This window comes from Tritonibacter litoralis (assembly GCF_009496005.1).
GTDB lineage: Bacteria > Pseudomonadota > Alphaproteobacteria > Rhodobacterales > Rhodobacteraceae > Epibacterium > Epibacterium litoralis.
Genome location: NZ_WIBF01000003.1, coordinates 199962 through 223866, shown reverse-complemented (window position 1 = coordinate 223866; position 23905 = coordinate 199962). Strand labels below are relative to the sequence as shown.

Here is a 23905-nt window from a genome sequence, read left to right as displayed (position 1 = left end):
TCTGTCATTGGCCGTGTCAAAAGCCGGACTTGCCCGCTCAGCTCGCAACCCATAAACAAAGGTGGATAAGACGGTCCCGCCATCGGCCTCTAGGCGATGTAAGGGTCAGATATTTCAGTGTCAACGCCACGGCCCGTGGTCCGAACAGAATAGGAAGATTTCAATGCGCAAAGGCCTCACTTTTCTGCCAGCAATTGCTCTGGCAGCCGCACTCGCGCTGCCGGGCGTTGTCAACGCAGCTCCACATGCCAATTCCGTTGTTGCGACCGTAAACGGCGAAGACATCACTTTGGGCCATATGATTATCGCCCATGAAGCCCTGCCACAGCAGTATAAACAACTGCCGCCCGATGTGCTGTACAAGGCGATTCTGGACCAGTTGATCCAGCAGACCGCATTGAAACAAGAGCTGCATGGCGAAGTTCCCGCCCATGTGCAGCTGACGGTCGACAATGAAATGCGCACGCTTCTGGCGCAGGAAGTTGTTCAGAACGTCATGGAAAAAGCCGCAACCGAAGAAAAGATCCGCGCAACGTATGACGAAACCTACGCCACCGGCGAAGGTAGCGATGAATTCAACGCTTCTCACATTCTTGTGGAAAGCGAGGCAGAAGCAGCCGAAATCAAAAAAGAGCTAGATGCAGGGGCGGATTTTGCAACCCTCGCCAAGGCGCGTTCAACCGGCCCGTCCGGTCCCAACGGTGGTGAATTGGGCTGGTTTGGCCTGGGTCAGATGGTGCCGGAATTTGAAACCGCTGTTCTGGACCTCAGCAATGGTGAGGTGTCCGAGCCTGTTCAAACCCAATTTGGCTGGCATGTCATTCTGCTGACCGAACGTCGCAAAACCGAAGCGCCGGAATATGAAGTGGTGCGCGAACAGATTTCCAATGCATTGCGCCAGTCCGCCGTCGAAAGCCATGTTGACGCGCTGACCACAAAAGCGGACATCCTGCGTCCTGAAATCGAAGATCTCTCACCAGAGATCATCAAAGACCTGAGCCTCATAAGGAACTAAACACATGGGTGGTTCACTTCCAGTTTCCCCTTTGGCACCGGAAAGCTTCCCCAAGCTTCCGGTGATTAAGGGCGTCACATTTGCCACGGCAGCTTCTGGCGTGAAATACAAAGACCGCGATGATGTGATGCTGGCTGTCTTGCAGCCTGGCACCGCCGTCGCCGGGGTCTTTACGACGTCCAAAACCCGTGCAGCGCCGGTTCTGGATTGTCAGGCGAAACTGGGGGAACCTTCTGACCAAGGCGCAGCGATCCTGGTGAACTCTGGGAATGCCAATGCCTTTACCGGGCATTACGGCCAGGCATCGGTTGAAGAAATCACTGCCGCCGTATCGCAAGCGACCCATGTGCCGCAAAACCGGGTGTTCACCTCATCGACCGGGGTGATTGGCGAACCCTTGCCGCATGACAAGATTACCGCCCAGCTGGAAGCGCTGGCACAGGCGCAATCCCCCTTTGGGATCGAGGCCGCCGCCGGCGCCATTATGACCACAGACACTTTTGCCAAAGGGGCCGAGGCAACCGTGGAGATTGCGGGTAAGACCGTATCAATCGCGGGCATCGCCAAAGGTTCAGGTATGATTGCCCCGGATATGGCGACCATGCTGGTCTATATCTTCACCGATGCAGCCTATGATCAGTTCGCGTTGCAGGACATGTTGGCTCGTTTGACCGATAAGACGTTCAACAGCATCACCGTGGACAGCGACACCTCAACCTCGGACAGCCTGCTTGTCGCCGCAACAGGGGCTGCCGGAGTGGACGCCACCGACAATGAATCCTTTGAACGTGCGCTTCATGTGGTGATGAAGAAATTGGCCCATCAGGTGGTGCGCGACGGCGAGGGTGCGACCAAGTTTGTGGAAATTCGCGTAACCGGCGCTGTTTCGGATGCCGAGGCCAAAGTACACGGGATGTCTGTCGCAAACTCACCGCTTGTTAAAACCGCCATCGCAGGTGAAGATCCCAACTGGGGTCGTGTAGTCATGGCCATCGGCAAATCCGGCGCAGAAGCAGACCGGGATCTTTTGTCGATCTCCTTTGGCGAGGTTCTGGTCGCTGAAAAAGGGTGGGTCAGCGACAACTACCGCGAAGAGCTTGGCGCGGCTGAGATGAAGAAAGCAGAGATCCTGATCTCCATCGATCTGGGACTTGGGTCCGGGACATCGACCGTCTGGACCTGCGACCTGACGCATCAATATATTTCGATCAACGCGGATTATCGCTCATGAAAACGGTATTGGTATCAGCGGTCGCGCTGGTTGATGTGGACGGGCGTGTTTTGCTGGCCCAACGACCTGAGGGGAAATCCATGGCTGGCATGTGGGAATTTCCGGGCGGCAAGGTTGAGCCTGGCGAAACCCCTGAGGCGGCCTTGATCCGGGAACTGCAAGAAGAGCTGGGGATCAACACATGGTCGTCCTGTCTGGCACCATTGACGTTTGCCAGCCACACTTATGATGATTTCCACCTGCTTATGCCGTTGTTTGCCTGCCGCAAGTGGGAGGGCATCCCGCAAGGCAAAGAAGGGCAGACGCTCAAATGGGTGATTCCCCGTGATCTGCGAAATTACGACATGCCCCCGGCCGATATTCCACTGATTCCTATACTGCGCGACTGGCTATAGGTTTTTGTTTCCGGATTCACGGGAAGGTTACGTTTTCAAAGTGACTTTTTCTTAATCGGAAACAAGTTTTTCTGGCTTAGTTTGTGAACTTTTTGTTAATCTCTATCCTAAAGCATGGTTCTGCAAGACCATACTTCTCGATTTTGGATCTTAACGGGAGGGCGTTTCATGATCCGGACTATCACAATGGGTACTTATGTGTCTGTTCAGGGTGTATTTTTGCGGGCGCTGCCAAATGGCAAGATCGCTGTAAAAGTGGGCCAAAAAGTTTACGAAGGCAAACCAGTCTAACTGGTTTGAAGACCACCACTCACACTGATTAAGGAAGGCGGCCGTTGGTCGCCTTCTTTTTTTATGGTTTTTTCACAGTTCCTGAGCCCAAAGAAAAACCCGGCACTGAGGGCCGGGTTCATCACTTCCTAATGCTGTTCAGATCAGTCCAACGTCCGCTTGACTTCTTCGCGCTCAAAGATCTCGATCACGTCGTTGGCGCGAATGTCATCGTAGTTCTCAAACGCCATACCACATTCCTGACCAGACTGAACTTCGGCCACTTCGTCTTTGAAGCGCTTCAGGGTTTTCAGCGTGCCTTCGTGGATCACAACGTTGTCGCGCAGTAGGCGCACACCAGCAGAGCGGCGCGCCACACCTTCGGTAACCAGACAGCCGGCAACCTTGCCGACGTTGGATACTTTGAACACGTCCTTGATCGTCGCGTAACCGATAAAGTTCTCTTTGATCTCGGCAGACAGCAGACCAGAGGCAGCCGCTTTTACGTCGTCCACCAGGTCATAGATCACCGAGTAATAACGGATCTCAACACCCTTTTGGTTGGCGGTGTTCCGCGCGGATGCGTTGGCACGGACGTTAAAGCCCATAACCGGTGCACCGGAGGCTTCGGCCAGACCAATGTCGGTTTCGGTGATCGCACCAACGCCCGAGTGTAGAACGCGCACGCGCACCTCGTCGTTGCCGATCTTCTCCATCGCCTGAACGATCGCTTCAGCAGAACCTTGAACGTCCGCCTTAACCAGGATCGGCAGCTCCGAGACGTTCTCGTCGTCTTTTGCCTTCTGCATCAGCTGCTCCAGCGTGGTCGCTGCACCGGCTGCGGCGCGCTTATCCTTGGCGGCCTGTTCGCGGTATTCCGCGATCTCACGCGCCTGCGCTTCGGTTGCGGTCACGTTCAGAACGTCACCCGCCTCAGGCGTGCCATTGAGACCCAGAACCTCAACCGGAACCGATGGGCCCGCCTCTTTGACGCGTTCACCCTTATCGTTGATCAGCGCACGGACCTTACCGTATTGCTCACCGACAACAAAGATATCGCCTTGGCGCAGTGTGCCTTTTTGGACCAGAACGGTAGCCACAGGACCACGGCCCACATCCAGCTGTGCCTCGATCACGGCACCTTGGGCCGCGCGATCGGGGTTGGCTTTCAGTTCCAGAATTTCCGCTTGCAACGCAATTGCTTCCAGCAGAGCATCTAGACCTTGGCCGGTGTGTGCAGACACTTCAACGTCTTGAACGTCGCCAGACATCTGTTCCACGATCACTTCGTGCTGCAGCAGTTCTGCGCGCACTTTGTTTGGATCCGCAGCCGGTTTGTCGATTTTGTTGATCGCAACGATCATCGGAACACCCGCCGCCTTGGCGTGGGCAATCGCCTCGACCGTTTGCGGCATGACCGAGTCATCGGCTGCCACAACCAGCACAACAATATCCGTCACCTGCGCGCCACGAGAGCGCATCGAGGTGAAGGCCGCGTGGCCCGGAGTATCCAGGAACGACAGTGTCACGCCATCATCGGTTTTCACCTGATAGGCGCCGATGTGCTGGGTAATGCCGCCAGCTTCACCAGCCACAACTTTGGCGTTGCGGATTGCGTCCAGAAGCGAGGTTTTACCGTGGTCAACGTGGCCCATGATGGTGATCACTGGCGGACGGTCCTGCAGATCCTCGTCTGTGTCATCAACGTCTTGGATCACATCTTCAACGTCGGCATCAGACACGCGGACAACCTTGTGGCCGAATTCTTCGATGATCAGCTCAGCGGTGTCAGCGTCAATGGTTTGGTTCTGCGTAACCATCATGCCCATGTTCATGAGCGATTTCACGACATCTGCAACGCGCTCTGCCATACGGTTGGCAAGCTCGGACACGACAATTGCCTCGGGCAGCTGAACGTCACGAACAACCTTTTCACGCTCAACCGTTCCCATTGCCTTTTGACGGGCGCGTTCCTGCTTGCGGCGCATGGATGCAACCGAACGCTGACGTCCGCCTTCGCCACCTGTCGCCTGGCTCAGCGTCAGCTTACCGGAACGGCGGCCTTCGTCGCGACCTTTGCCGCGGCCACGCTCTTCGCGTTCGCGATCAGACTTGCGCGGAGTTGCAGCACCAGCCGGTTTTGAGGCCGGGCTTGGGCGCGCGGCACCTGCACCAGCAGCGGCTGCGGGTTCGGCCTTTTTCTTCTCAGCAGCAGCGGCGGCCTGCGCGGCGGCGCGTTTCTGAGCCTCGGCAGCTTCGGCACGCTTGCGCTCTTCCTCTTCCGCCTTCTGGCGGGCACGCTCTTCAGCTTCACGCTGTTCGCGTTCTTTCGCCTCGGCCTCGGCACGGCGACGCTCACGCTCTTCGGCGCGGGCTTTTTCTTCGGCTGCGCGCTGTGCGGCTTCTTCTGCTTCGCGGGCTTTTGCCGCTTGCAGAGCTTTTAGACGGCGTGCCATTTCTGCATCAGAAATGCCTGCGGGGCGACGCGATGCATCACCCGAGCCGCCAACACCACCACCTGACTTTCCGGCGCCCGGCTTGGGAACCACGACGCGCTTGCGTTTGGTTTCCACCACGACATTCTTGGTCCGCCCGTGGCTGAAACTCTGTTTCACGTTCCCAGGACGAGAACCACGCAAACCCAATGTCTTTTTGCCGTCATTATCGCTCATAAAGCTCTTTATCCTTCCGTGCGGCCCGTGCCGCCCTTCGCTTCGCGCAACCCTTGCAGTCGTTGCGCTTCCTCTACAACACGTTTGCTGAGTCCACCAGAGGCGAGGGCCGCGTGTATGACAGTTTCGCGTCCAAATGCCATCCCAAGCTCATTTGCCGTTAAGCAACCGACAAACTTTCCCTTATAAGGTGTGCTCAGTTTGGACTTTCCACGCGCAGACCCGTCAGACGCTTGCAACAGGATCCTTGCTTCTTCTTTCATCAGCCAGTCTTTGACCTTCTCGTACCCCGAGATCGCCTGACCGGACTTACGTGCGAGGCTGATCAGATCAACCAAACGCCGTGCAACTTGCGTGTCGACCTCAGCAATAAGGTCATCGCGCATCTTTACCTGAGACTTAAAGCCCCGTGCAAAGAGTTTCTTTTTGATCGCCGTTTCCAGCGCGGGACGATGGGCCGAGACATAGACGCCACGGCCCGGCAGTTTCCCCAGAACATCCGGGAAAACTTCCATATCCGGGCTCAGAACAAAGCGGATCAGACCCTGTTTGGGCTGGACCTCTCCGGTAGCCAAACATTTACGTTCGCCCCCGTCGACCTGTTCTTTTTTGACGCCTGCGCGACCCATTCAATACACTCCCAAAGCCTGGATATCAGGCTTCACCCTCTTCAATTTCAGTATCTTCGGCGTCTTCGTCCGCCGCTTCCAGCTCAGCCGGATCGACCCAACCCAGCATCACGCGGGCGGTCATAACCAGATCCTGCGCATCTTCGAGGCTGACGTTGAAAGGTTCCAGAATACCGTCGTCTTTGACCCGCTGACCGTCCACTGTGGTCCAGCCGCCGGCCAGTTCCCAGTCGGCACAGGTGGCAAAATCTTCAAGCGATTTTACGCCGTCCTTGGCCAGGGCTTCCACCATTTGGGGTGTCAGACCGTCAAATTCAATAAGGCTGTCTTCGACACCCATGGCACGAGCCGCATCCAGTGCGGCTTTGGCCTGGGCTTCCAGATAATCGCGCGCACGGGCCTGCAGCTCTTCGGCGGTGCCTTCATCCACACCATCGATGACCAACAGTTCGTCCAGCTCGACATAGGCAACTTCTTCCAGGTTGGTGAAGCCTTCTGATACCAGAAGCTGCGCAAAGAATTCGTCCAGATCCAGCGTGTCCATAAACAGCGCGGTGCGGGCTTCGAACTCTTTCTGACGGCGGGCGGATTCTTCCGCCTCAGTCATGATGTCGATGTCCAGACCGGTCAGCTGCGACGCCAGACGCACGTTTTGACCGCGGCGGCCAATGGCCAGGCTCAGCTGTTCTTCGGGAACCACAACCTCGATTTTGCCCGCTTCGTCGTCCAGAACAACTTTGGACACTTCGGCCGGTTGCAGCGCGTTCACCAAGAAAGTCGGTTGATCTTCGTTCCACGGGATGATGTCGATCTTTTCACCCTGCAGCTCGTTCACAACGGCCTGCACGCGCGAACCACGCATACCCACACAGGCACCTACCGGATCAATGGAGCCGTCAAAAGACAGAACCGCGATCTTGGCACGCGAACCGGGGTCACGAGCGACAGCTTTGATCTCAATCACACCGTCATAGATTTCCGGCACTTCCATCTTGAACAGCTCAGCCATAAATTCCGGCGCGGTGCGGCTCAGGAAGATCTGCGGGCCACGCTGTTCGCGGCGCACGTCTTTGATAAAGCAGCGGATACGGTCGTTCGGGCGATATGCTTCGCGACCGATCTTTTCGTTGCGGCGCAGGATGGCTTCGCCGGCACCTACGTCCACGATTACATTGCCATATTCTTCACGTTTCACCAGTCCATTGATGATAGTGCCAGCGCGATCTTTGAATTCATTGTACTGACGGTCACGCTCGGCTTCGCGCACCTTCTGCAGGATCACCTGTTTCGCAGACTGCGCCGCGATCCGGCCCATCTCAACCGGCGGGATTTCCTCAACAAAAGTGTCACCAACCTGCGGGTCGGACATATATTGCTTGGCCTGCTCTGGCGTCATTTCCGACTGGTAGTTTTCCAGCTCTTCAGGATCCACAACGGTGCGCACACGGGTAAAGGTGGCGCGACCGGTTTTGCGGTCGATCGAGACGCGGATGTCCATCTCAGAGCCGTAACGGCTTTTGGCCGCCCGGGCGAGGCTCTCTTCCATGGCCTCAACCACCAGACCGGGGTCGATCATTTTCTCACGCGCCACGGCCTCGGCGGTTTGCAACAGCTCGAGCTGGTTTGCAGAGGTAATCGCCATTACTTCGTCTCCTCTTCGGACCCTTCTTCGGTCTCAATTTCGTCGAATGCGTCTTCGTTCAAAGTTCCTGCCGCCTTGCGCTGGCGCAGCATTTCCGAGATCAAATCATCGGTCAGCACCAGTTTGGCATCGCTCAGCCAATCAAACTCCAGACCAATGGTGACCGTCTCACCATGTTCCGGAATATTGATCAGCACCTCATTTCCTTCGATCCCGGCCAACTCGCCTTTGAACCGACGACGGCCATCAATCAGCTCGGTGGTTTCCAGCTTTGCCTCATAGCCTTCAAACATGTCAAAGTCCTTCAGGCGGGTCAGCGGGCGGTCGATACCGGGGCTTGAAACTTCAAGCGTATAGGCATCCAGGATCGGGTCTTCGACATCCATTGTGGCGCTGATTGCATTGGAAATCTCCGCGCAATCGTCCACTTCGATACCACCTTCAGGCTTGTCTGCCATCACCTGAAGGATTGTTGTCTTGCCTGACATTAGGCGAATACGCACCAGCTCATACCCCAGGTCCTCAATCACCGGAGAGATGATTTCGGCCAGGCGCCGATCAATGGCGGCTTTGGCAATCAGATCATTGGTCATAGGGTGTCCAAACACAAAAAAACGGGCGCGCGGCCCGTCTGTCTTTACCGGTGGTACTTCGAACCTAAGCCCGACGTGCCGCTGTTGAGACGTGATATAGGGGTTTCCCCCCGAGTCTGCAAGGAAAACCTCTGCTTTGGCAGATTATCCGCCTAACCCACCAAGTGTATTGGCGAATCTGGCGAGGTCAGACCATCCACCAACGTTCAAGCAGGCGCGCATCATCCAAAGCTGCGGCGCGACCGATGACTCGGGGGACGCCAACGCCGTGATGGGCGACCAGCTGCATATCCTCGACCGAGGGGTGAAAGGTCAGGTCGCGACGGTCCCGCAACATTTGTGCGGCCGGAAAGGCTGCTACATCGACAAACCCATCACGCAGGGCCTCCGCCCGGATTTTGGGATCCGGTATCACCGTCACTTCGACCGCATCAAACCAACCGGATTGCGCGTCCTTGTAATGGTCCCGGCGCCGTTCGGCCCGGAAGTCCCGATCTGCATTGGCACGGGTGATCTGATAACACCCGCTGCCGGTGCGCTGATCCAGCGCCGCCAGATCCACACCGCCTTCGGTGATGGCAAAATCGGCGGATGCCAGCAAATAAGGGAAATGCGGATTGGCAATGCAAAGCGTGATGGCAATGCGGGCCGCGCCTTCAGCCTCCACCGCCGCAACACCATCAAGCCCCCGCTTGAGCGACGCCACCACATCCGACACGGACACATCGCGCCCCGAGAGGAATTGCGCATCGCGTCGCAGGTCGAACCACCATTGCCGTGCGGTTGCATCGCTGCGCCAGGCTGCAGCAAGTTCACCGCGCAAAACACCGTCGGGCCCGATTTCAACCAAAGCATCGTGGCTGGCCCAGCGCGCAAGATCCGCCATCATGCCACCGTCCCGTGGCAGGGCAAGCCGCAGCGTCCCGCCGGATTTCGGCGCTCCATGCACCGATGTGCCCGTTGCGGCCAACAAGGCAGCAGCGGCACCCGATGTAAAAAGCGCACGGCGGTCCAGGCGGTTCATTCCAGGTCTTCCTCAGCGATACTGTCCATGGCCCGGACCAGCTCTTTGCTGATTCCCGGCTCTGACAGAGCATGACCGGCATCGCGCACCATCACAAGATCGGCGTTTGGCCACAGTTCGCTCAGCCGCCAGGCCGCTTGCGGCGGGCAGATCATATCATAGCGCCCCTGAATGATTTTGCCGGGGATATGAGAGATCAGGCTCATATTGGCGAGGATCTGACCATCGAAATCCAGAAACCCTTTGTTCATAAAGTAGTGGTTTTCCAGCCGGGCAAAGGCCCGCGCGTATTCGCTGGGCGGCTCTCCCGATACGCCGTTTGATGCGATCGAGGCCAGTGCGTTTTCCCATGCAGACCATGCCCGGCCAAATCGGATTTCTTCGCTGCGGTTGCCGGAAAACAAACGCCGGTGATAGGCGGCAATGATGTCATCGCGCTCATCCTCGGGCACCAGGCTGATAAAACGCGCCCATGTTTCCGGCCAGAACCGCCCTGCCCCACCGCTGTAGAACCAGTCCAATTCCGTCTGCGTCATCAGGAAAACGCCACGCAGAACAATATGGGTCACCCGACCGGGATGTGACTGCGAATAGACCAGCGCCAATGTGGCTCCCCAGCTGCCACCAAACAGGATCCATTTCTCGATCCCAAGCGTGCGCCGGATCGCTTCCATATCTTCGACCAGATGCCAGGTCGTGTTGGATTCGCAGGATGCATAGGGCCGCGACCGTCCACAGCCCCGTTGATCAAACAGAATTACGCGGTAAACCTGCGGGTCGAAATACCGCCGCATCGCCGGGCTGCTGCCGCCACCGGGGCCGCCGTGACAGACGATGACGGGGATGCCATCAGGATTGCCGGATTGCTCAAAATAAACCCGGTGGCCCTGACCAACATCCAGCATGCGCTGATCAAAGGGTTCGATCGGCGGGTAAAGAAATTGCACTGCGCGCTTTTGGTCAGGGTATTTGTCCATTACAGGCCTATATAACGTCTTATAGGTAAAAGAACATACGGAGACAGGAATGCAAGCGCCTCACACCACGGTTGATCCGTCTGAGATCGCAAAATTTGAGGCCATGGCTGCCGAATGGTGGGATCCAAATGGAAAATTCATGCCTCTTCATATGCTTAACCCCTGTCGATTGGATTACATCACCGGTCAAATTGCTGCTGAATTTGATCGCGATCTCAACAGTTCGAACCCTTTCGAAGGCCTGCGCATCCTGGATATCGGCTGCGGTGGTGGCCTTCTGAGCGAGCCTGTCGCGCGGCTGGGTGCCACCGTCGTTGGCGCGGATGCTGCCGAGAAGAACCTACCGATTGCCCGCCTACATGCCGAACAATCCGGATTGGACATTGATTACCGTCACACAACCGCCGAAGCCCTGGCCGAAGCAGGCGAGCAGTTCGATGTTGTTCTGAACATGGAGGTCGTCGAACATGTGGCGGACCCGCTCAGCTATTTGACCGCGATCCACACCCTTTTGCGTCCCGGCGGCCTGCAGATTTGCTCGACCATCAACCGCAATCCCAAAAGCTATGCGATGGCAATTGTCGGGGCCGAAGTGATCATGCGCTGGCTGCCGCGCGGCACCCATGAATGGTCAAAATTCATCACCCCAGATGAGCTGTTTGATCTACTTTCACAGTCCGGAATGTCGCCGGTTGACCGCAAAGGCTTTGTTTTTAATCCCATACTCTGGAGCTGGAGCCTGTCAGACAGAGATCTGAGCGTGAATTACGCGACGGCAAGTACAAAGGGCGCATCCACGTAAACCCGTTTGCGATCAAAGCACTGCGGCACATATACGGTTTTCCCTATCCTTTTGGATAGGGCTGCCACGCCTTCTGTGGCATTTTCTTCAAAGCTTAAAAAGATTAGTCTGGTATTACGGTTTGAAGTTTCCAAACCACCACTCGCAAGACCAAGCGGCCTCGTGTTCAGGATGGGAGAACACGGGGCCGTCGCTTTTTTGACAGGTCAGGACGCGGCGTCCAATTTGGTGCGCAGCTCCCGTAAAATCGGCAAGGTCGCGCGGACCCGTTCATCACCCAGCTCATTCACCACTTCGGAAATGATCGGCAAAATTCCTGCCAGGGCGGAATCCCGTGCGCGGCGCCCCGCGGGGCTGATATCCACAAATTTGCGGCGCGCATCGTCCCAATCCGGGCGAATGTGGATGTAACCTGCCACTTCGAGCTTGTTCAACGTGTTGGTCATGGCGCCGCGTGTCACGTGAAACAATTTGGCCAATTGCGCAGGCGTGCGCTCCATTCCGACTCCCGCCAGATGGTTCAGAACGGAAAAATGCGACAGTTCCATCCCTTTGGGCAAGGCTCGGCTTAACCGCGCCCGTGCCAATTGATCGGCCATAAGGATCTCGCTAAAAAGCGCGACCGCCAAAGGGGTTGTTTCTTCCATCAGGGTCCGTCGAACTCTCTATCATGGGTCAAGGATGGCACGCGCCTGCGTGCTTCTTCTACTTTTTCCATGTCGAGATCAACGAAACTCACACCGGGTTCAACACCCGCATCCAACAAAATCTCACCCCAGGGCGCGATGGCCAAGGAATGACCAAATGTTCTGCGCCGAGGCCCGCGTGAGGTTGCGTGATGTCCGGTTTGCGCCGGGGCCAAAACAAAACATCCGGTTTCAATGGCGCGGGCTTGTAACAACGCGTGCCAATGGGCCGCGCCGGTCACATGGGAAAAGGCCGCAGGCGCCGTCAGGATCTGCGCACCACCATGAGCCAAAGCGCGATGCAAATAAGGAAAACGCACATCGTAACAGATTGTCATGCCAATCCGGGCAAACCCGGCATCAGCGACAACCGCGCGGGTTCCGGGACGATACCCATCTGATTCGCGATATGTCTCCTCGGGCGAGACGTTCACGTCAAACATATGGATCTTGTCATAGTGATCCACAATCTCTCCCGCAGGTGAGATCAGAAACTGCCGGTTTGCAAAACGACCGTCCGGATCCGTCGTCTTGAGCCCCAATGAGCCGATCGTCAGCCAAATGCCATGTTGAGCGGCCGCCTCACATAGTGCCGGTAGTGTCACATCTTCGTCCTGAGTGCGCAGAACGTCCCGCTGATGGGTGCGGCTGCCGGACAGGCAATTTGTTACCTCAGGCGTCAAGACATAGTGCGCGCCGCCCGCCACAGCAGCGCGGATCATCTCCAAAACGGTCTGGAGATTTTCCTCTGGCTGATCCGAGGAGGTCATTTGCAAAAGGGCAGCGCGCATCATCAATTAACCTTAGGCGGCCAGGATCGGGTCCAGCTTGCCTTCACGCTCCAACGCATAAAGGTCGTCGCAACCGCCGACATGAGTGCCACCAATGAAGATCTGCGGCACAGTCCGACCGCCATTGGCGCGCTTGATCATCTCTTGTTTGCGCTTGGGGCTGGTCAGAACGTCAACTTCCGAGAATTTCACACCCTTCTGCTTCAGCAGGCGCTTGGCTTGGTGGCAGTAACCGCACAGAGGCGAGGTATAGATTTCAACCGGTTTCATAAAGGGGCTCCAAATTGGATATGGCTTGGGTCACCGGACAATCTGGGATGCGCGCCTTCTAAAATCTAGATGCAAAATGATTTGATCACTCTTGCGTGACACGCGCCAGTACCGAAACGCGCACATCTGCGGCGCCGGCGCGCAGGCAGGCATCCGCACAGGCAGACAAAGTCGCCCCTGACGTCATCACATCGTCAATCAACAAAACCACCCGGCCCTGCATCAATTCCTTGTGGCGTGGGTGGGGTGCAATCGCGTTGTTCAGGGTTCGAAATCGCTGTTCCTTGGACTTATGGTCCAGGGATGGCGTGATCTTGGTCCGTTTCAGAAGATCAGGCCAGTAATCCAATCGCCCATGTTCAGCAAAGGCTTCGGCCAAAAGCGCGGATTGATTGTATTTACGGCGCAAAGTCCGTGTCCAATGCAGCGGAACAGGTGTCACAATCGGATTGTCGCGCAACAAGGGGGCCGAAGCGCGCAGCATCCAACCTGCAGCCATGCGGGCGGTATCTGTGCGGTCCCCGTATTTAAGCCCCATTACCAGATCTTTGGCCTTGCCCTTATATTCCAACGCGGCGCGGCCCTGGCTCCACGGGTGGGTCTGCCCCAGGCAGCTGTCGCACTCCAGACGAAAGCCATCACGCTCTCCGGGCAGTGCACAGCCACAGCTGTCACAGACGGTACCCGAAAGAAAGTGCATTTCCTTCCAGCACGCGCCGCACAGACCCGCATCGCTCTCAACCAGCGCATCACAGCTGGAACACTGTGGAGGATAAACCAGCGAAACAGCCGTTTGTATCTGGGCGTGCAACATCCTAAACATCCCTTATGAGTGAGACATCGCAAAACCAGCCCAATCTGTTTGATCGCCGTGCTCTGGATGCCCATCGGGCCCGGACAAAACCAGATGCCATGTTCCTGCATCACCTCGCCCGAGATGAGATCGAAGATCGGCTGTCTATGGTTAACAGAACCTTTACGGCGCCGGCGATTGTTAGTGGTTTTGGCGAAATTTGGGAAAATTTTGCTAAAAACGCCACAATCGTTGCGGATGAGGAGGTGCTGGACCTAAAACCGGCGTCCCATGACCTGGTGATCCACAACATGGCGCTGCATTGGGCGAATGATCCGGTTGGTCAGCTGATCCAATGCCGCCGCGCCCTGAAAGAGGATGGGCTTTTGCTGGTCACCCTTTTGGGCGGTCGTACCCTACACGAGCTGCGCGCAGTCTTGGCCGAGGCCGAGACCCGCGTTCTGGGTGGTCTTTCACCGCGAATTGCACCAATGGCCGAGGTCCGCGACTTAGGTGGGCTGTTGCAGCGGGCAGGCTTTGCCTTGCCGGTTGCTGATGTTGTGCCGTTGACCGCAGAGTACCGGGACATTTGGCATTTGGGCAGAGATCTGCGTGACATGGGGGAAGGGAACGCGCTGACCGCACGTTTGAAACGCCCCACGCCACGCACTGTGTTTGCCGAGGCGGACCGGCTTTATCGCGCGCATTTTGCCAATGACGCGGACCGCTTGCCTGCGACGTTTGAACTGATCTGCCTGACCGGATGGTCGCCCTCTGACAGTCAGCAACAACCGCTGCGTCCGGGATCGGCAAAAATGCGTCTGGCCGAGGCGTTGAAGGTCCCGGAAAAACCACTCCCAAAAGATTAAGCAACCAATACTGCGCCAATGTGATCCAATTGGTTTTTCAGACAGTATGGTTTTTAGTACGAGCTGAAACACTTGCGGCCGCCTTGGGCCCTCCACAGGACAATGACTATGTTGGACAAGACCACAACCGCCACCTGCCCCGCCCATGCGCCTGCAGACCACCCCAAGATCAAGGCGGAGAAGGTCGGGATTCTTTTGGCCAATCTGGGAACGCCGGATGATTATTCCTATTGGCCGATGCGCCGATATTTGAACGAATTCCTGTCGGACAAACGGGTCATCGATTATCCCAGATGGAAATGGCAGCCATTGCTGCAGCTGATCATTCTGAGCAAACGCCCGTTCAGCTCGGGCGAGGCCTATAAATCGATCTGGAACCATGACAAAGGCGAAAGCCCTTTGATGACCATCACCAAGGACCAGACCGCCAAAATGGCCGCTGCGATGGAAGAGCGTTATGGCGATCAGGTGATCGTTGATTTCTGCATGCGCTATGGCAACCCCTCGACCAAATCCATAGTCCGCGAAATGGTTGCCGCAGGCTGCCAAAAGATCCTGTTTGTGCCGCTTTATCCACAATATGCCGGTGCGACCTCAGGCACGGCAAATGATCAGTTCTTCCGCGCCCTGATGGATGAGAAATGGCAGCCCGCGGCGCGCACCATCGCGCCCTATTTTGATCAACCTGCCTACATCGAGGCGCTTGCCCGCTCGGTTGAGGAAGCCTACGCCAAAGCGGAAAAACGCCCCGACATTTTGGTGGTGTCCTATCACGGGATGCCCAAACGCTATTTGATGGAAGGCGACCCCTATCACTGCCAGTGTCAGAAAACGACACGGCTGTTGCGGGAACGGCTGGGTTGGGATGAAACGCAGATCACGACAACCTTTCAATCGGTCTTTGGCCCCGAAGAATGGCTGCGGCCCTATACTGTGGAACACGTCGCAGATCTGGCCCGGCAAGGTAAGAAAAACATCGCCGTGATTGCGCCGGCATTTTCTGCGGACTGCATCGAAACTTTGGAAGAGATCAACGAAGAGATCTGTGAAAGCTTTGAGCACGCAGGTGGCGAGGAGTTTGTGTATATCCCTTGCCTGAATGATGACTCGGATCACATTGCAGCTCTCGCAACTGTGATCGAAGACAACCTCAAAGGCTGGCTGGATTAACAGGCCATTAACCTCAGCAAATAAAAAAGGCGGTGGAGAGACCACCGCCTTTTTAAGCTTGTATCAAGTCGAACTTAGTTCGATGCAACAGCAGCACCAACCAGAACCAGCAGCAGCAGCGGCAGCAGGATGCCCGAAGACGAACCTTCTGCGGCTTCAACAACAACCGGCGGCTCTACGATCGGCTCTGCCAGACCACCAGCAACGGCAGCGCCAGCAACAACGGTCAGAGCAGCAGCGAGAACGAGTTTTTTCATGTTAACCTCCAGTAAATGCGCACAGTAATAACGTGCGCGGCCAAGACTTGCCTCGTGATTTTCTAATAATCACCACAGCCAAAGAATTGCAAACACTTGTTGCGCCCACGTTTCCTAGCCTAATTCGCATGTCGTCAAATAAGCAACACTTGCGTGCCTACCTTGGTCAATGAAAACAGCTCTGCGATATGTTCATTGTAAAGACCAATACACCCATTGGATGATCTTCTGCCGATTTTACGCGTGTCGTGGGTGCCGTGGATCCGATAATATTGCCAACTTAGGTACAAAGCGTGTGTTCCCAAGGGATTATCAGGGCCTGGCGGGATGTATGCAGGCCATTCTGGGTTCCGTTTCCGCATGTTTGGGGTCGGTGACCAGCTGGGTCCGTTAACCTTTCGAATGACCTGCGTTCGACCGCGACGGGTCAAATCCTCGGACAATGGCACCGAAGAGGGGAATAATTTGTAAGTTTCCCCGTCGTCTGCCCAGTAATGAAGCGCCCGGCTGTCGATATCGACGAGAATCGCTCCGTTACGCAGATTGTCGAAATAGGGCTGCCAGCTCTTGGCCCGGAAGGCGGAAATATTGCGCGTCACAGGGGGTTCGGGTTCTGGGGGTGGACGCAACGGATCATATGCGGTTTCCGCAATGGGATCCGCCTCTTGCGCCAAAGTGGGTGTTGCCACCATGGCCGCAGCTGAAGTCAAAAACCGGCGCCGGTTTAACTGGCCAAAAATAGATTTGCTCATGAGATCGATACCCGAATGAATGGGACAAGGTTATTGCTCATAATATGGCTCTCTTGCCTCAGTCGCAAATCAAACAAAACTGTGACAGGCATTATACCGCCAGCCTATTTGCGCATTCGCCACAGGAGGGGTAAAGGCAATATGTGCAGATTACCCAAGGTGCGAAATGTCCCGAATTCTCTTAATCTTTGCGCTGTGTTCTACGTTAGTTGCCGCAGCCTGTACGACGTCCACTCCGATCGACACCGCAAACAGCGGCGTGTATCGCATTCGCAATGCGGACAAAGTGCAATTCCGGATGCTGGATTCGGTCAATGCCTTGCGTGAGGCGGCCGGTCGAGCACCGGTTCAGCTTAACGCTGAGCTAAACGCTGCCGCCGCTACTCACTCGCGCGATATGTCGGTCCAGAATCGGCCCTGGCATTTTGGCTCAGACGGATCCTCACCTTTGGACCGGATCGCGCGTACCGGATACACCGGCGATCTGGTTGGTGAAGCGATTTCAGAAACCTATGAAAGCGAAGTCCAAACCCTTACGGCGTGGATGGAAGATCCCGCAACCCGTTCTGTTGTGCTGGATCCCAACGCCGCCAATATGGGTTTCTTCTGGTTCCAAGAGCCCAACGGCAAACTGTGGTGGACTTTGGTAATGGGCAGCTAAGGCCTGCTGCGGGCGCAAACGCGCCCGCAAGCGATATCTCATGCGTTCAAAAAGATCGGCGTACCGTTTTGAACCATGGCATAGATCTCTTCCATCTCACCGTTTTTCACAGCGATGCAGCCCGCTGTCCAATCGCTGAGCCGTTCGGCGCGACTGCGATCTCGCAAGATATTGGGCTGACCGTGGATAAAGATCTCTCCACCTGGGCTTTTGCCCAAGGCGCGCGCCCGTGCGATATCCTGCGCATTTGGATATGAGATCCCCAGCGACAGGTGAAACGCGCTGTTGGGATTGCGGCGGTTGATCCAATAGGTGCCTTCAGGCGTTTTCCCGTCGCCTTCGATCCGCTTGTGCCCCAAAGGCGCAAAACCCAGATCCACCTTGTATTTGCGCAGAACGTCATTCTCATTCAGCAAATACATGTGTCGCGCCCCTTTGTTCACCACAACAGATGTCACGCGGGGACCATAGTAGTTCTGAAACTTATTGCTTGGCGCTGAGCACCCTGCCAGGGCAAGGCTTGCCGCGGCGCTTGCTGCAAATGCACGTCTGTCCATCGTACTGCTCGTTTTTATTGCCTCTTCCTGCCGATAGCTGAATTTGAGGCCAAACCCAAATCACTTCTTTGCATTTTGGTCGGAAACGGCTGCCAGAGCCTGTTCGATACGTTCCAGTCGCGTCAAAACATCGTCGCGGTAAGCATCGGTCAGCTGGGTTTCCTCTTCGCCATGCGCGTCCTGCATAGAGTTCACAATCAGACCTACCAAAAGGTTAACCACGGCAAAAGTTGTCACCATGATAAAGGGGACAAAGAACACCCAAGCATAGGGGTAAACCACCATCACCGGGCGCACGATTCCCATGGACCAGCTTTCCAGCGTCATGATCTGGAACAGTGAATAGGCCGAAAGCCCAAGGTTGCCGAACCAATCCGGAAACGCCGAGGCAAACAGTTTGGTCGCGATGACAGAGCCGATGTAGAAGATAATCGCCATCAGCAAAAAAACCGAGGCCATGCCGGGCAGCGCGTTGATGAACCCCTCGACCACACGGCGCAGGCGTGGCGCAACCGAGATGACGCGCAAAACCCTCAAAATCCGCAAGGCCCGCAGCACAGACAGCCCTTGAGCGCCCGGAACAAGCGCGATGCCTACGATGACGAAATCAAACACGCTCCAACCGTTCAGGAAGAACCGCAACCGGCGCACCACCAGTTTGGCCGCAATCTCAGCCACAAAAATCACAAGGCACAGATTGTCGAGCCAGTGAATGAGCTCCCCAAAACCCGCCATGATCCGGGGGGAGGTCTCCATCCCCAAGGTCACAGCATTCACCAGGATCACAGCGGTGATAAAGCGGCCAAAGGCAACGCTATCAAGGATGTTGGACAAACGTTGAAGAGGCATCAGGTCTTGCTTCCCAGTTAACTCAAGATTTCAGCGTGAAAGAGGCAACCAGCTCTGCGTGGGCCGCCCATCGGAATTGATCTACCACCTGAACCCAGTTGAGCCGATACCCTGCATCCACCAAAAGCTTGGCATCACGGGCAAATGTGACCGGATTGCAAGAGACATAGGCAACAATCGGCACACGGGCGGCGGCCAATTCGCGGGTCTGGGCTTCGGCCCCGGCACGTGGCGGGTCAATCACCGCCGCGTCAAACGCATGATCAAAGGGGGCCAGCTCATCCGGCAGGATCGGACGCCGAAACAGGTCGCGCACCTCTGAGGTCACGGTGTGCAGGCCTTGCGCCTTGCGCCACCCAGCATCAAGGGCCGCAATCATGGTATCTTCACCTTCGACCGCGTGGACCTCGGCTTGTTTGGCCAACGGCAGGGAGAAGGTCCCGCAACCCGCAAACAGATCGATGATCCGCTTGGCACCTTGGGTGATTTCTGACACCGCCTCCAGCAAGGCGTGTTCGCCGTCTTTGGTTGCTTGCAGAAACGCACCCGGCGGCGGGCAGACCAGCGCATCGCCAAAGGCCTGGGTCGGCGGCTGTTCCATTGCAATCAGCTCATCCTCCCACGCCAGACGCGCGACGCCAAATGTGCCGACCAGCTGTGCCAGACCAATCCGAAGATCTGTGTCCAGCGGTTTGCCATTGCGCACCAGAACGTCCAGACCGATGGCCGACAGCGTCACCGTCACCGCCAGCGCGGTTTTTCGGCTGGCACCCAATTTGGCCAATTCCGCGACCAGCGGCAGGGCAGCGATCAATCCGGGATCCAGAAGGATACAATCCGGGATTTCGGTGATCACGTCCGAGGCCGCGCCATGGAACCCAACCTGTGCGCCCTTTTTGGTGCGGCGCGCGGCAAAGGTCGCGCGACGACGCGACCGCTCTGGCGAGGTGTGGACGGGACGGAAGTCAGCCTTGATCCCCTGGGCCAACAGCGCATTGCGGACAAAATCAAGCTTCCAACCCGCCACAAATTCTGGCGTTGCATGCTGCAGGCTGCAGCCGCCACAGGCCTTGTAATGACGGCACGGGGCCTGCACCCGGTTATCGCTTGGCATTTCAATCCGGATATCTGTCAGGGTCTGGCCATTCACCACACCGCTGACCACCTCGCCCGGCAGGGTGCGGCGGGCAAAGATCGGGCCATCGGCAACGCCATCACCCTGATGGCCAAGGCGATTGATCGTGAACTGAAGTCTGTCTGTATCTGTCATAGCCGCGTGATAACGAAGCCAGAGCAATCACAAAAGCACTATTCCGCGGCGTTGATCTGTTCCATGTCGATGAACCCACCTGATTGGCGGCTCCAGAATTTCGCATAGCGCCCGCCTTGGGCCAACAGCGCATCATGGCTGCCGGATTCGACAATCTGCCCTTGGTCCAGAACAATGATCCGGTCCATTTCGCTGAGCGTCGACAAGCGGTGCGCAATCGCCAGAACGGTTTTACCCTCCATCACACGGCTCAGCGCGGATTGGATTGCGGCCTCAACTTCGGAATCCAGGGCGGATGTGGCTTCATCCAGAACCAAAATGGGCGCGTCTTTCAAAATGGCGCGGGCCAAGGCGATCCGCTGTCGCTGACCACCGGACAGTTTCACACCGCGATCTCCCAGATGCGCATCATACCCGGTACGCCCCTGCCCGTCCCGCAGATCTTGGATAAACCCATGGGCTTCGGCCTTTTTGGCGGCGGCAATCATGTCGTCTTCGCTGGCGTCGGGGCGACCATACAGGATGTTGTCGCGCGCCGAGCGGTTGAACATCGCAGTCTCTTGCGTGACCATTCCAATGTGACGCCGCAAGGAATCCTGAGTGACCTCTGAAATGTCCTGATCATCAATCAAGATCCGACCGGCCTCGGCCTCGTACAAGCGCAGCAACAAGGACACGAGCGTTGATTTCCCGGCCCCCGATGCGCCAACAATACCCAATTTTTCACCGGCTTTGGCCTGAAAATCGAGCCCACGCACGCCGCCGATGTCCCGCCCATAGGAGAAGCTGGCCTTGTCAAACGTGATCGCCCCGTCGTGCACCTTAAGCTGTTTGTCGCTTTGATCTGCAATGCGGTTCTGCACAGCAAGGGTCGACATGCCGTTTTCGATCTCTCCCACGTTGGAATAGATGCCCATCAGCGTAAAGCTGACCCAACCGGTCATCTGTGCAATCCGAATAGAGACGGCACCAGCGGCCACAATGTCACCTTCGCTTGCGACACCGATGCGCCACAGATACAGCGTCGCGCCAATCAACATCACCGGCAGTACACCGGCCAACGCCATCAGCGAGAACCGGAAACCGGCAGAAAGATACCCAAATTGCAGCGCCTTTTTGCGAAAGTTGACCATCGCATCCAGCGCGCTGTGTTCTTCAAACTGGTCATGCGCAAACAGTTTGACGGTGCGGATATTGGTCAGCGTATCCACCACCTGCCCCGACACCGTAGCGCGTGCCCCGGCACGCGCTGCCGATCGTTTGCGGATGCGCGGCATAAACCACCGGATCAGCGCAAAATAGCCAACCAGCCAGACCAGAAACAAAACCGTAATGCGCAGATCCACGGTCCCCAACAGGATCATGGCGCCGGCAAGCGAAGCCAGCGCAAAGGCGACCACATTGATCATTTCCGATGTCACATTGGTCACAGCGGTGGCCGTCTGCATCTGTTTTTGAGCAATGCGCCCTGCAAAATCATCGTCGAAATAGCCAACCGACTGACCCAGCGTCCAACGGTTCAGGCGCGACAGGACCAGCGGATTGATATTGGGCATCACAATGATCGAGTTCGACGCCGACGACAGCCCAAACAGCACCGGCCGTACCAATAGGAAAAACCCGAGCGCGGCCATTAATGCAGCAATATTGGCGGCGTTGAAAAACTGATCCGGTCCGCTGGCAATCGCGCGGTCGATCACCATACCCAGGATAAATGCGGTCCCCGCCTCTACTGCACCAGCAAGGGCCGAAAACAGGGTTGCAAGGCCCAGCGCCAGCCAAGCCCCCGACAAGCACCATCTCATAAAGGCCCCAAGCGTCCGCGGTGGCGGGCCGTTAGCCGGTTTAAAGGGGTTTATGAGTTTGTCGATAATCATTCCGCTGCCTCAAGGTTCAGGAACCCACCCGATTGTCGGGACCAGAACTGTGCATATAGGCCTTCTTTGTGCAAAAGCTCAGAGTGTGTGCCCTCTTCGACGATTTTTCCGTCATCCAAAACCAGAATGCGATCCATCTGGGCAATGGTGGACAGACGGTGGGCAATGGCAATCACGGTCTTGCCTTCCATCATCCCATAAAGCGTGTTCTGAATGGCCGCTTCGACCTCAGAATCCAGCGCTGATGTTGCTTCATCCAGCACAAGAATTGGCGCGTCTTTCAGGATCACACGGGCCAGAGTCACCCGTTGGCGTTGCCCACCCGACAGTTTCACACCCCGTTCGCCAACATGAGCGTCAAAGCCACCGCGGCCCTTGGGATCTTGAAGATCTGCAATGAAACCATCCGCTTCGGCCTGTTTGGCCGCGGCCAGCATCTCAGCCTCACTCGCTTCTGGACGTCCATAAAGGATATTGTCCCGAACCGAACGGTGCAGCAGGGATGAATCCTGTTGCACCATGCCAATATTGCGCCGCAGGCTGTCCTGCGTCACCTGACGAATGTCTTGGCCATCGATCTGAATACTGCCGCCTTCGGCCTCATAAAACCGCAAGAGCAGTTTGACCAAGGTGGATTTACCCGCCCCGGAACGCCCGACCAAACCAATCTTTTCACCTGGTTGGATCGACAAGGAGATCCGGTCCAATCCCCCCTGCCCACGCCCATAGTGGTGGCTGAGTTCCATGATCTCGATCCGTCCTTGGTCCAGGATCAAGGGCTGAGCATCCGGCGCATCCTGCAGATCAATCGGTTGCGAGATCGTCTCCATCCCCTCAGAAACCACACCCAACTGGCGGAAAAACGTGGTCAACGCCCACATGATCCAGCCAGTCATAGCATTCAGGCGCAATGTCAAAGCCGTGGCCGCCGCAACCACACCGGCCGAGGCATTGCCCTGCAACCACAGCGCTATTCCCCAACCGACAACGCCGACGATCAACAGACCGTTCAAGGACACCAAAACGGCATCCATTGTGGTATAGATCCGCATTTCAGCCTGCACCGTGGTGCGCGTATCCTCGATCGCTTCTTTTGCATAATCCAGTTCCCGATCATGATGGGCGAACATCTTGACCGAGTGAATGTTGGAATAGCTGTCCACGACGCGACCGGTGACAACAGACCGAGCGTTGGACGCGGCTTCGCTGGCGGGACCAACCCGTTTCAGCGTCCAGCGCATTAGTCCTGCATAAAGCAGCGCCCAGACCGCCAATGGCAGCAACAGGCGCGGATCCGCAGACCACAGCATAATGGCCGCGCCAACCAGATAGGCCGTGGCAAAGGTGATCGCGTCAAAGGCCTGAAACACCACTTCACCCGCCGCAGGAGGGGTTTGCATGATCCGGTTGGCAATCCGTCCAGCAAAGTCATTTTCAAACCAACCCACGGATTGGCGCAGCACATGTTTATGCGCCCGCCAGCGAATGATCGTGCCGTAATTCGGGATGATTGCGTTGTTGAGAAACAAGACATCCAGCATCTGAATCAACGGGCGCAACAGCAGGATAAACGCTGCAACCCACAGCAATTCATTGCCATATTGATCCCAGACTTCTGCTGGATCCCCCACCAGAATGTCGACGACCCGGCCCATGTAATAGATCAGCCCGATCTCAATCGCGGCCACAACAACAGACATAATGGCGGTCGCCCAGAACAGCCTACGAAACGGCACCGAATAGTACCGAAAGAACGCAGCCAAGGTCTGGGGCGGTTGGGCGGTCTCGTCGTAGTCGACGTAGGGATCAACCAGATTTTCAAACAGGCGAAACATAACTGTCTCCGAAAAACG

At 56.5% G+C, this 23905-nt stretch carries 24 protein-coding genes; 7 read left to right on the top strand and 17 right to left on the bottom strand.

Annotated elements, in window-relative coordinates:
* The first annotated feature begins 163 nt into the window (after positions 1–163).
* The 3 genes from GFB49_RS07350 to mutT are packed head-to-tail and all read left to right on the top strand — an operon-like array spanning position 164 to position 2641.
* Positions 164–1015 (top strand): peptidylprolyl isomerase, encoded by an 852-nt coding sequence (locus GFB49_RS07350; RefSeq protein ID WP_153215207.1) that lies wholly within the window; start codon positions 164–166, stop codon positions 1013–1015.
* Between the two features lie 4 nt (positions 1016–1019).
* On the top strand, positions 1020–2246 hold the full coding sequence (argJ, locus tag GFB49_RS07345) for a bifunctional glutamate N-acetyltransferase/amino-acid acetyltransferase ArgJ (RefSeq protein ID WP_153215206.1): 1227 nt from the start codon (positions 1020–1022) through the stop codon (positions 2244–2246).
* Positions 2243–2641 carry an 8-oxo-dGTP diphosphatase MutT gene (gene mutT, locus GFB49_RS07340; RefSeq protein WP_153215205.1) on the top strand — a complete coding sequence of 133 codons (399 nt, stop codon included), beginning with the start codon at positions 2243–2245 and terminating at the stop codon, positions 2639–2641. Before argJ ends, mutT begins: the two co-directional genes overlap by 4 nt.
* Before the next feature lie 434 nt (positions 2642–3075).
* Here the strand turns inward: mutT and infB are convergent, their stop codons facing one another.
* The 6 genes from infB to pip form a co-directional block, all read right to left on the bottom strand.
* Positions 3076–5583, bottom strand: a complete 2508-nt coding sequence (gene infB / locus GFB49_RS07335; RefSeq protein ID WP_153215204.1) for a translation initiation factor IF-2 — start codon at positions 5581–5583, stop codon at positions 3076–3078.
* Positions 5584–5591: 8 nt separating this feature from the next.
* Positions 5592–6212, bottom strand: coding sequence for an RNA-binding protein (locus tag GFB49_RS07330; RefSeq protein ID WP_153215203.1), 621 nt, complete (start codon positions 6210–6212; stop codon positions 5592–5594).
* Positions 6213–6237: 25 nt separating this feature from the next.
* Positions 6238–7854 (bottom strand): transcription termination factor NusA, encoded by a 1617-nt coding sequence (nusA, locus tag GFB49_RS07325; RefSeq protein WP_153215202.1) that lies wholly within the window; start codon positions 7852–7854, stop codon positions 6238–6240.
* A complete protein-coding gene (rimP, locus tag GFB49_RS07320) occupies positions 7854–8447 on the bottom strand; it encodes a ribosome maturation factor RimP (protein ID WP_153215201.1) in 594 nt (197 codons plus the stop codon). The genes nusA and rimP overlap by 1 nt, the downstream gene beginning before the upstream one ends.
* Before the next feature lie 187 nt (positions 8448–8634).
* Positions 8635–9471, bottom strand: a complete 837-nt coding sequence (locus GFB49_RS07315) for an ABC transporter substrate-binding protein (protein WP_153215200.1) — start codon at positions 9469–9471, stop codon at positions 8635–8637.
* Complete coding sequence (pip, locus tag GFB49_RS07310) at positions 9468–10448, bottom strand: prolyl aminopeptidase (RefSeq protein ID WP_153215199.1); 981 nt, start codon at positions 10446–10448, stop codon at positions 9468–9470. Before pip ends, GFB49_RS07315 begins: the two co-directional genes overlap by 4 nt.
* A 49-nt stretch (positions 10449–10497) precedes the next feature.
* On the opposite strand from pip, the gene ubiG reads away from it, so the two are divergent.
* The gene (gene ubiG / locus GFB49_RS07305; RefSeq protein ID WP_153215198.1) at positions 10498–11250 is read left to right on the top strand and encodes a bifunctional 2-polyprenyl-6-hydroxyphenol methylase/3-demethylubiquinol 3-O-methyltransferase UbiG; all 753 of its coding nucleotides are present in this window, start codon (positions 10498–10500) and stop codon (positions 11248–11250) included.
* A gap of 206 nt (positions 11251–11456) precedes the next feature.
* On the opposite strand, the gene GFB49_RS07300 is transcribed toward ubiG, so the two are convergent.
* The 4 genes from GFB49_RS07300 to GFB49_RS07285 all read right to left on the bottom strand — a co-directional run bounded on the left by GFB49_RS07300 (position 11457) and on the right by GFB49_RS07285 (position 13811).
* Entirely contained in the window at positions 11457–11897 is a 441-nt protein-coding gene (locus GFB49_RS07300; protein ID WP_153215197.1) for a MarR family winged helix-turn-helix transcriptional regulator, read from the bottom strand.
* Positions 11897–12727 (bottom strand): carbon-nitrogen hydrolase family protein, encoded by an 831-nt coding sequence (locus GFB49_RS07295; protein ID WP_153215196.1) that lies wholly within the window; start codon positions 12725–12727, stop codon positions 11897–11899. Before GFB49_RS07295 ends, GFB49_RS07300 begins: the two co-directional genes overlap by 1 nt.
* Before the next feature lie 12 nt (positions 12728–12739).
* Complete coding sequence (grxC, locus tag GFB49_RS07290; protein WP_153215195.1) at positions 12740–12997, bottom strand: glutaredoxin 3; 258 nt, start codon at positions 12995–12997, stop codon at positions 12740–12742.
* Between the two features lie 85 nt (positions 12998–13082).
* The gene (locus GFB49_RS07285) at positions 13083–13811 is read right to left on the bottom strand and encodes a ComF family protein (RefSeq protein WP_153215194.1); all 729 of its coding nucleotides are present in this window, start codon (positions 13809–13811) and stop codon (positions 13083–13085) included.
* Between the two features lie 14 nt (positions 13812–13825).
* Between GFB49_RS07285 and GFB49_RS07280 the strand changes: the two genes are divergently transcribed.
* Together GFB49_RS07280 and hemH are read left to right on the top strand one after the other, a co-directional pair.
* Positions 13826–14659 carry a methyltransferase domain-containing protein gene (locus GFB49_RS07280; protein WP_153215193.1) on the top strand — a complete coding sequence of 278 codons (834 nt, stop codon included), beginning with the start codon at positions 13826–13828 and terminating at the stop codon, positions 14657–14659.
* 108 nt (positions 14660–14767) lie between these two features.
* A complete protein-coding gene (hemH, locus tag GFB49_RS07275) occupies positions 14768–15829 on the top strand; it encodes a ferrochelatase (protein ID WP_153215192.1) in 1062 nt (353 codons plus the stop codon).
* Positions 15830–15903: 74 nt separating this feature from the next.
* Here the strand turns inward: hemH and GFB49_RS07270 are convergent, their stop codons facing one another.
* Together GFB49_RS07270 and GFB49_RS07265 are read right to left on the bottom strand one after the other, a co-directional pair.
* Positions 15904–16086, bottom strand: coding sequence for a hypothetical protein (locus GFB49_RS07270; RefSeq protein WP_153215191.1), 183 nt, complete (start codon positions 16084–16086; stop codon positions 15904–15906).
* 134 nt (positions 16087–16220) lie between these two features.
* On the bottom strand, positions 16221–16838 hold the full coding sequence (locus GFB49_RS07265) for a L,D-transpeptidase (RefSeq protein ID WP_153215190.1): 618 nt from the start codon (positions 16836–16838) through the stop codon (positions 16221–16223).
* Between the two features lie 166 nt (positions 16839–17004).
* Between GFB49_RS07265 and dalA the strand changes: the two genes are divergently transcribed.
* Positions 17005–17499 (top strand): divisome-associated lipoprotein DalA, encoded by a 495-nt coding sequence (dalA, locus tag GFB49_RS07260; protein WP_153215189.1) that lies wholly within the window; start codon positions 17005–17007, stop codon positions 17497–17499.
* Positions 17500–17537: 38 nt separating this feature from the next.
* Here the strand turns inward: dalA and GFB49_RS07255 are convergent, their stop codons facing one another.
* Genes GFB49_RS07255 through GFB49_RS07235 form a run of 5 tightly spaced genes read right to left on the bottom strand, consistent with a single transcriptional unit; the run spans position 17538 to position 23887 of the window.
* Complete coding sequence (locus GFB49_RS07255) at positions 17538–18056, bottom strand: L,D-transpeptidase family protein (RefSeq protein WP_153215188.1); 519 nt, start codon at positions 18054–18056, stop codon at positions 17538–17540.
* 60 nt (positions 18057–18116) lie between these two features.
* On the bottom strand, positions 18117–18905 hold the full coding sequence (locus GFB49_RS07250; RefSeq protein ID WP_153215187.1) for an ion transporter: 789 nt from the start codon (positions 18903–18905) through the stop codon (positions 18117–18119).
* A gap of 22 nt (positions 18906–18927) precedes the next feature.
* Complete coding sequence (locus GFB49_RS07245) at positions 18928–20175, bottom strand: class I SAM-dependent RNA methyltransferase (protein ID WP_153215186.1); 1248 nt, start codon at positions 20173–20175, stop codon at positions 18928–18930.
* A gap of 38 nt (positions 20176–20213) precedes the next feature.
* Positions 20214–22052, bottom strand: coding sequence for an ABC transporter ATP-binding protein (locus GFB49_RS07240; protein WP_153215185.1), 1839 nt, complete (start codon positions 22050–22052; stop codon positions 20214–20216).
* Positions 22049–23887, bottom strand: coding sequence for an ABC transporter ATP-binding protein (locus GFB49_RS07235; RefSeq protein WP_153215184.1), 1839 nt, complete (start codon positions 23885–23887; stop codon positions 22049–22051). Before GFB49_RS07235 ends, GFB49_RS07240 begins: the two co-directional genes overlap by 4 nt.
* Positions 23888–23905 lie beyond the last annotated feature (18 nt).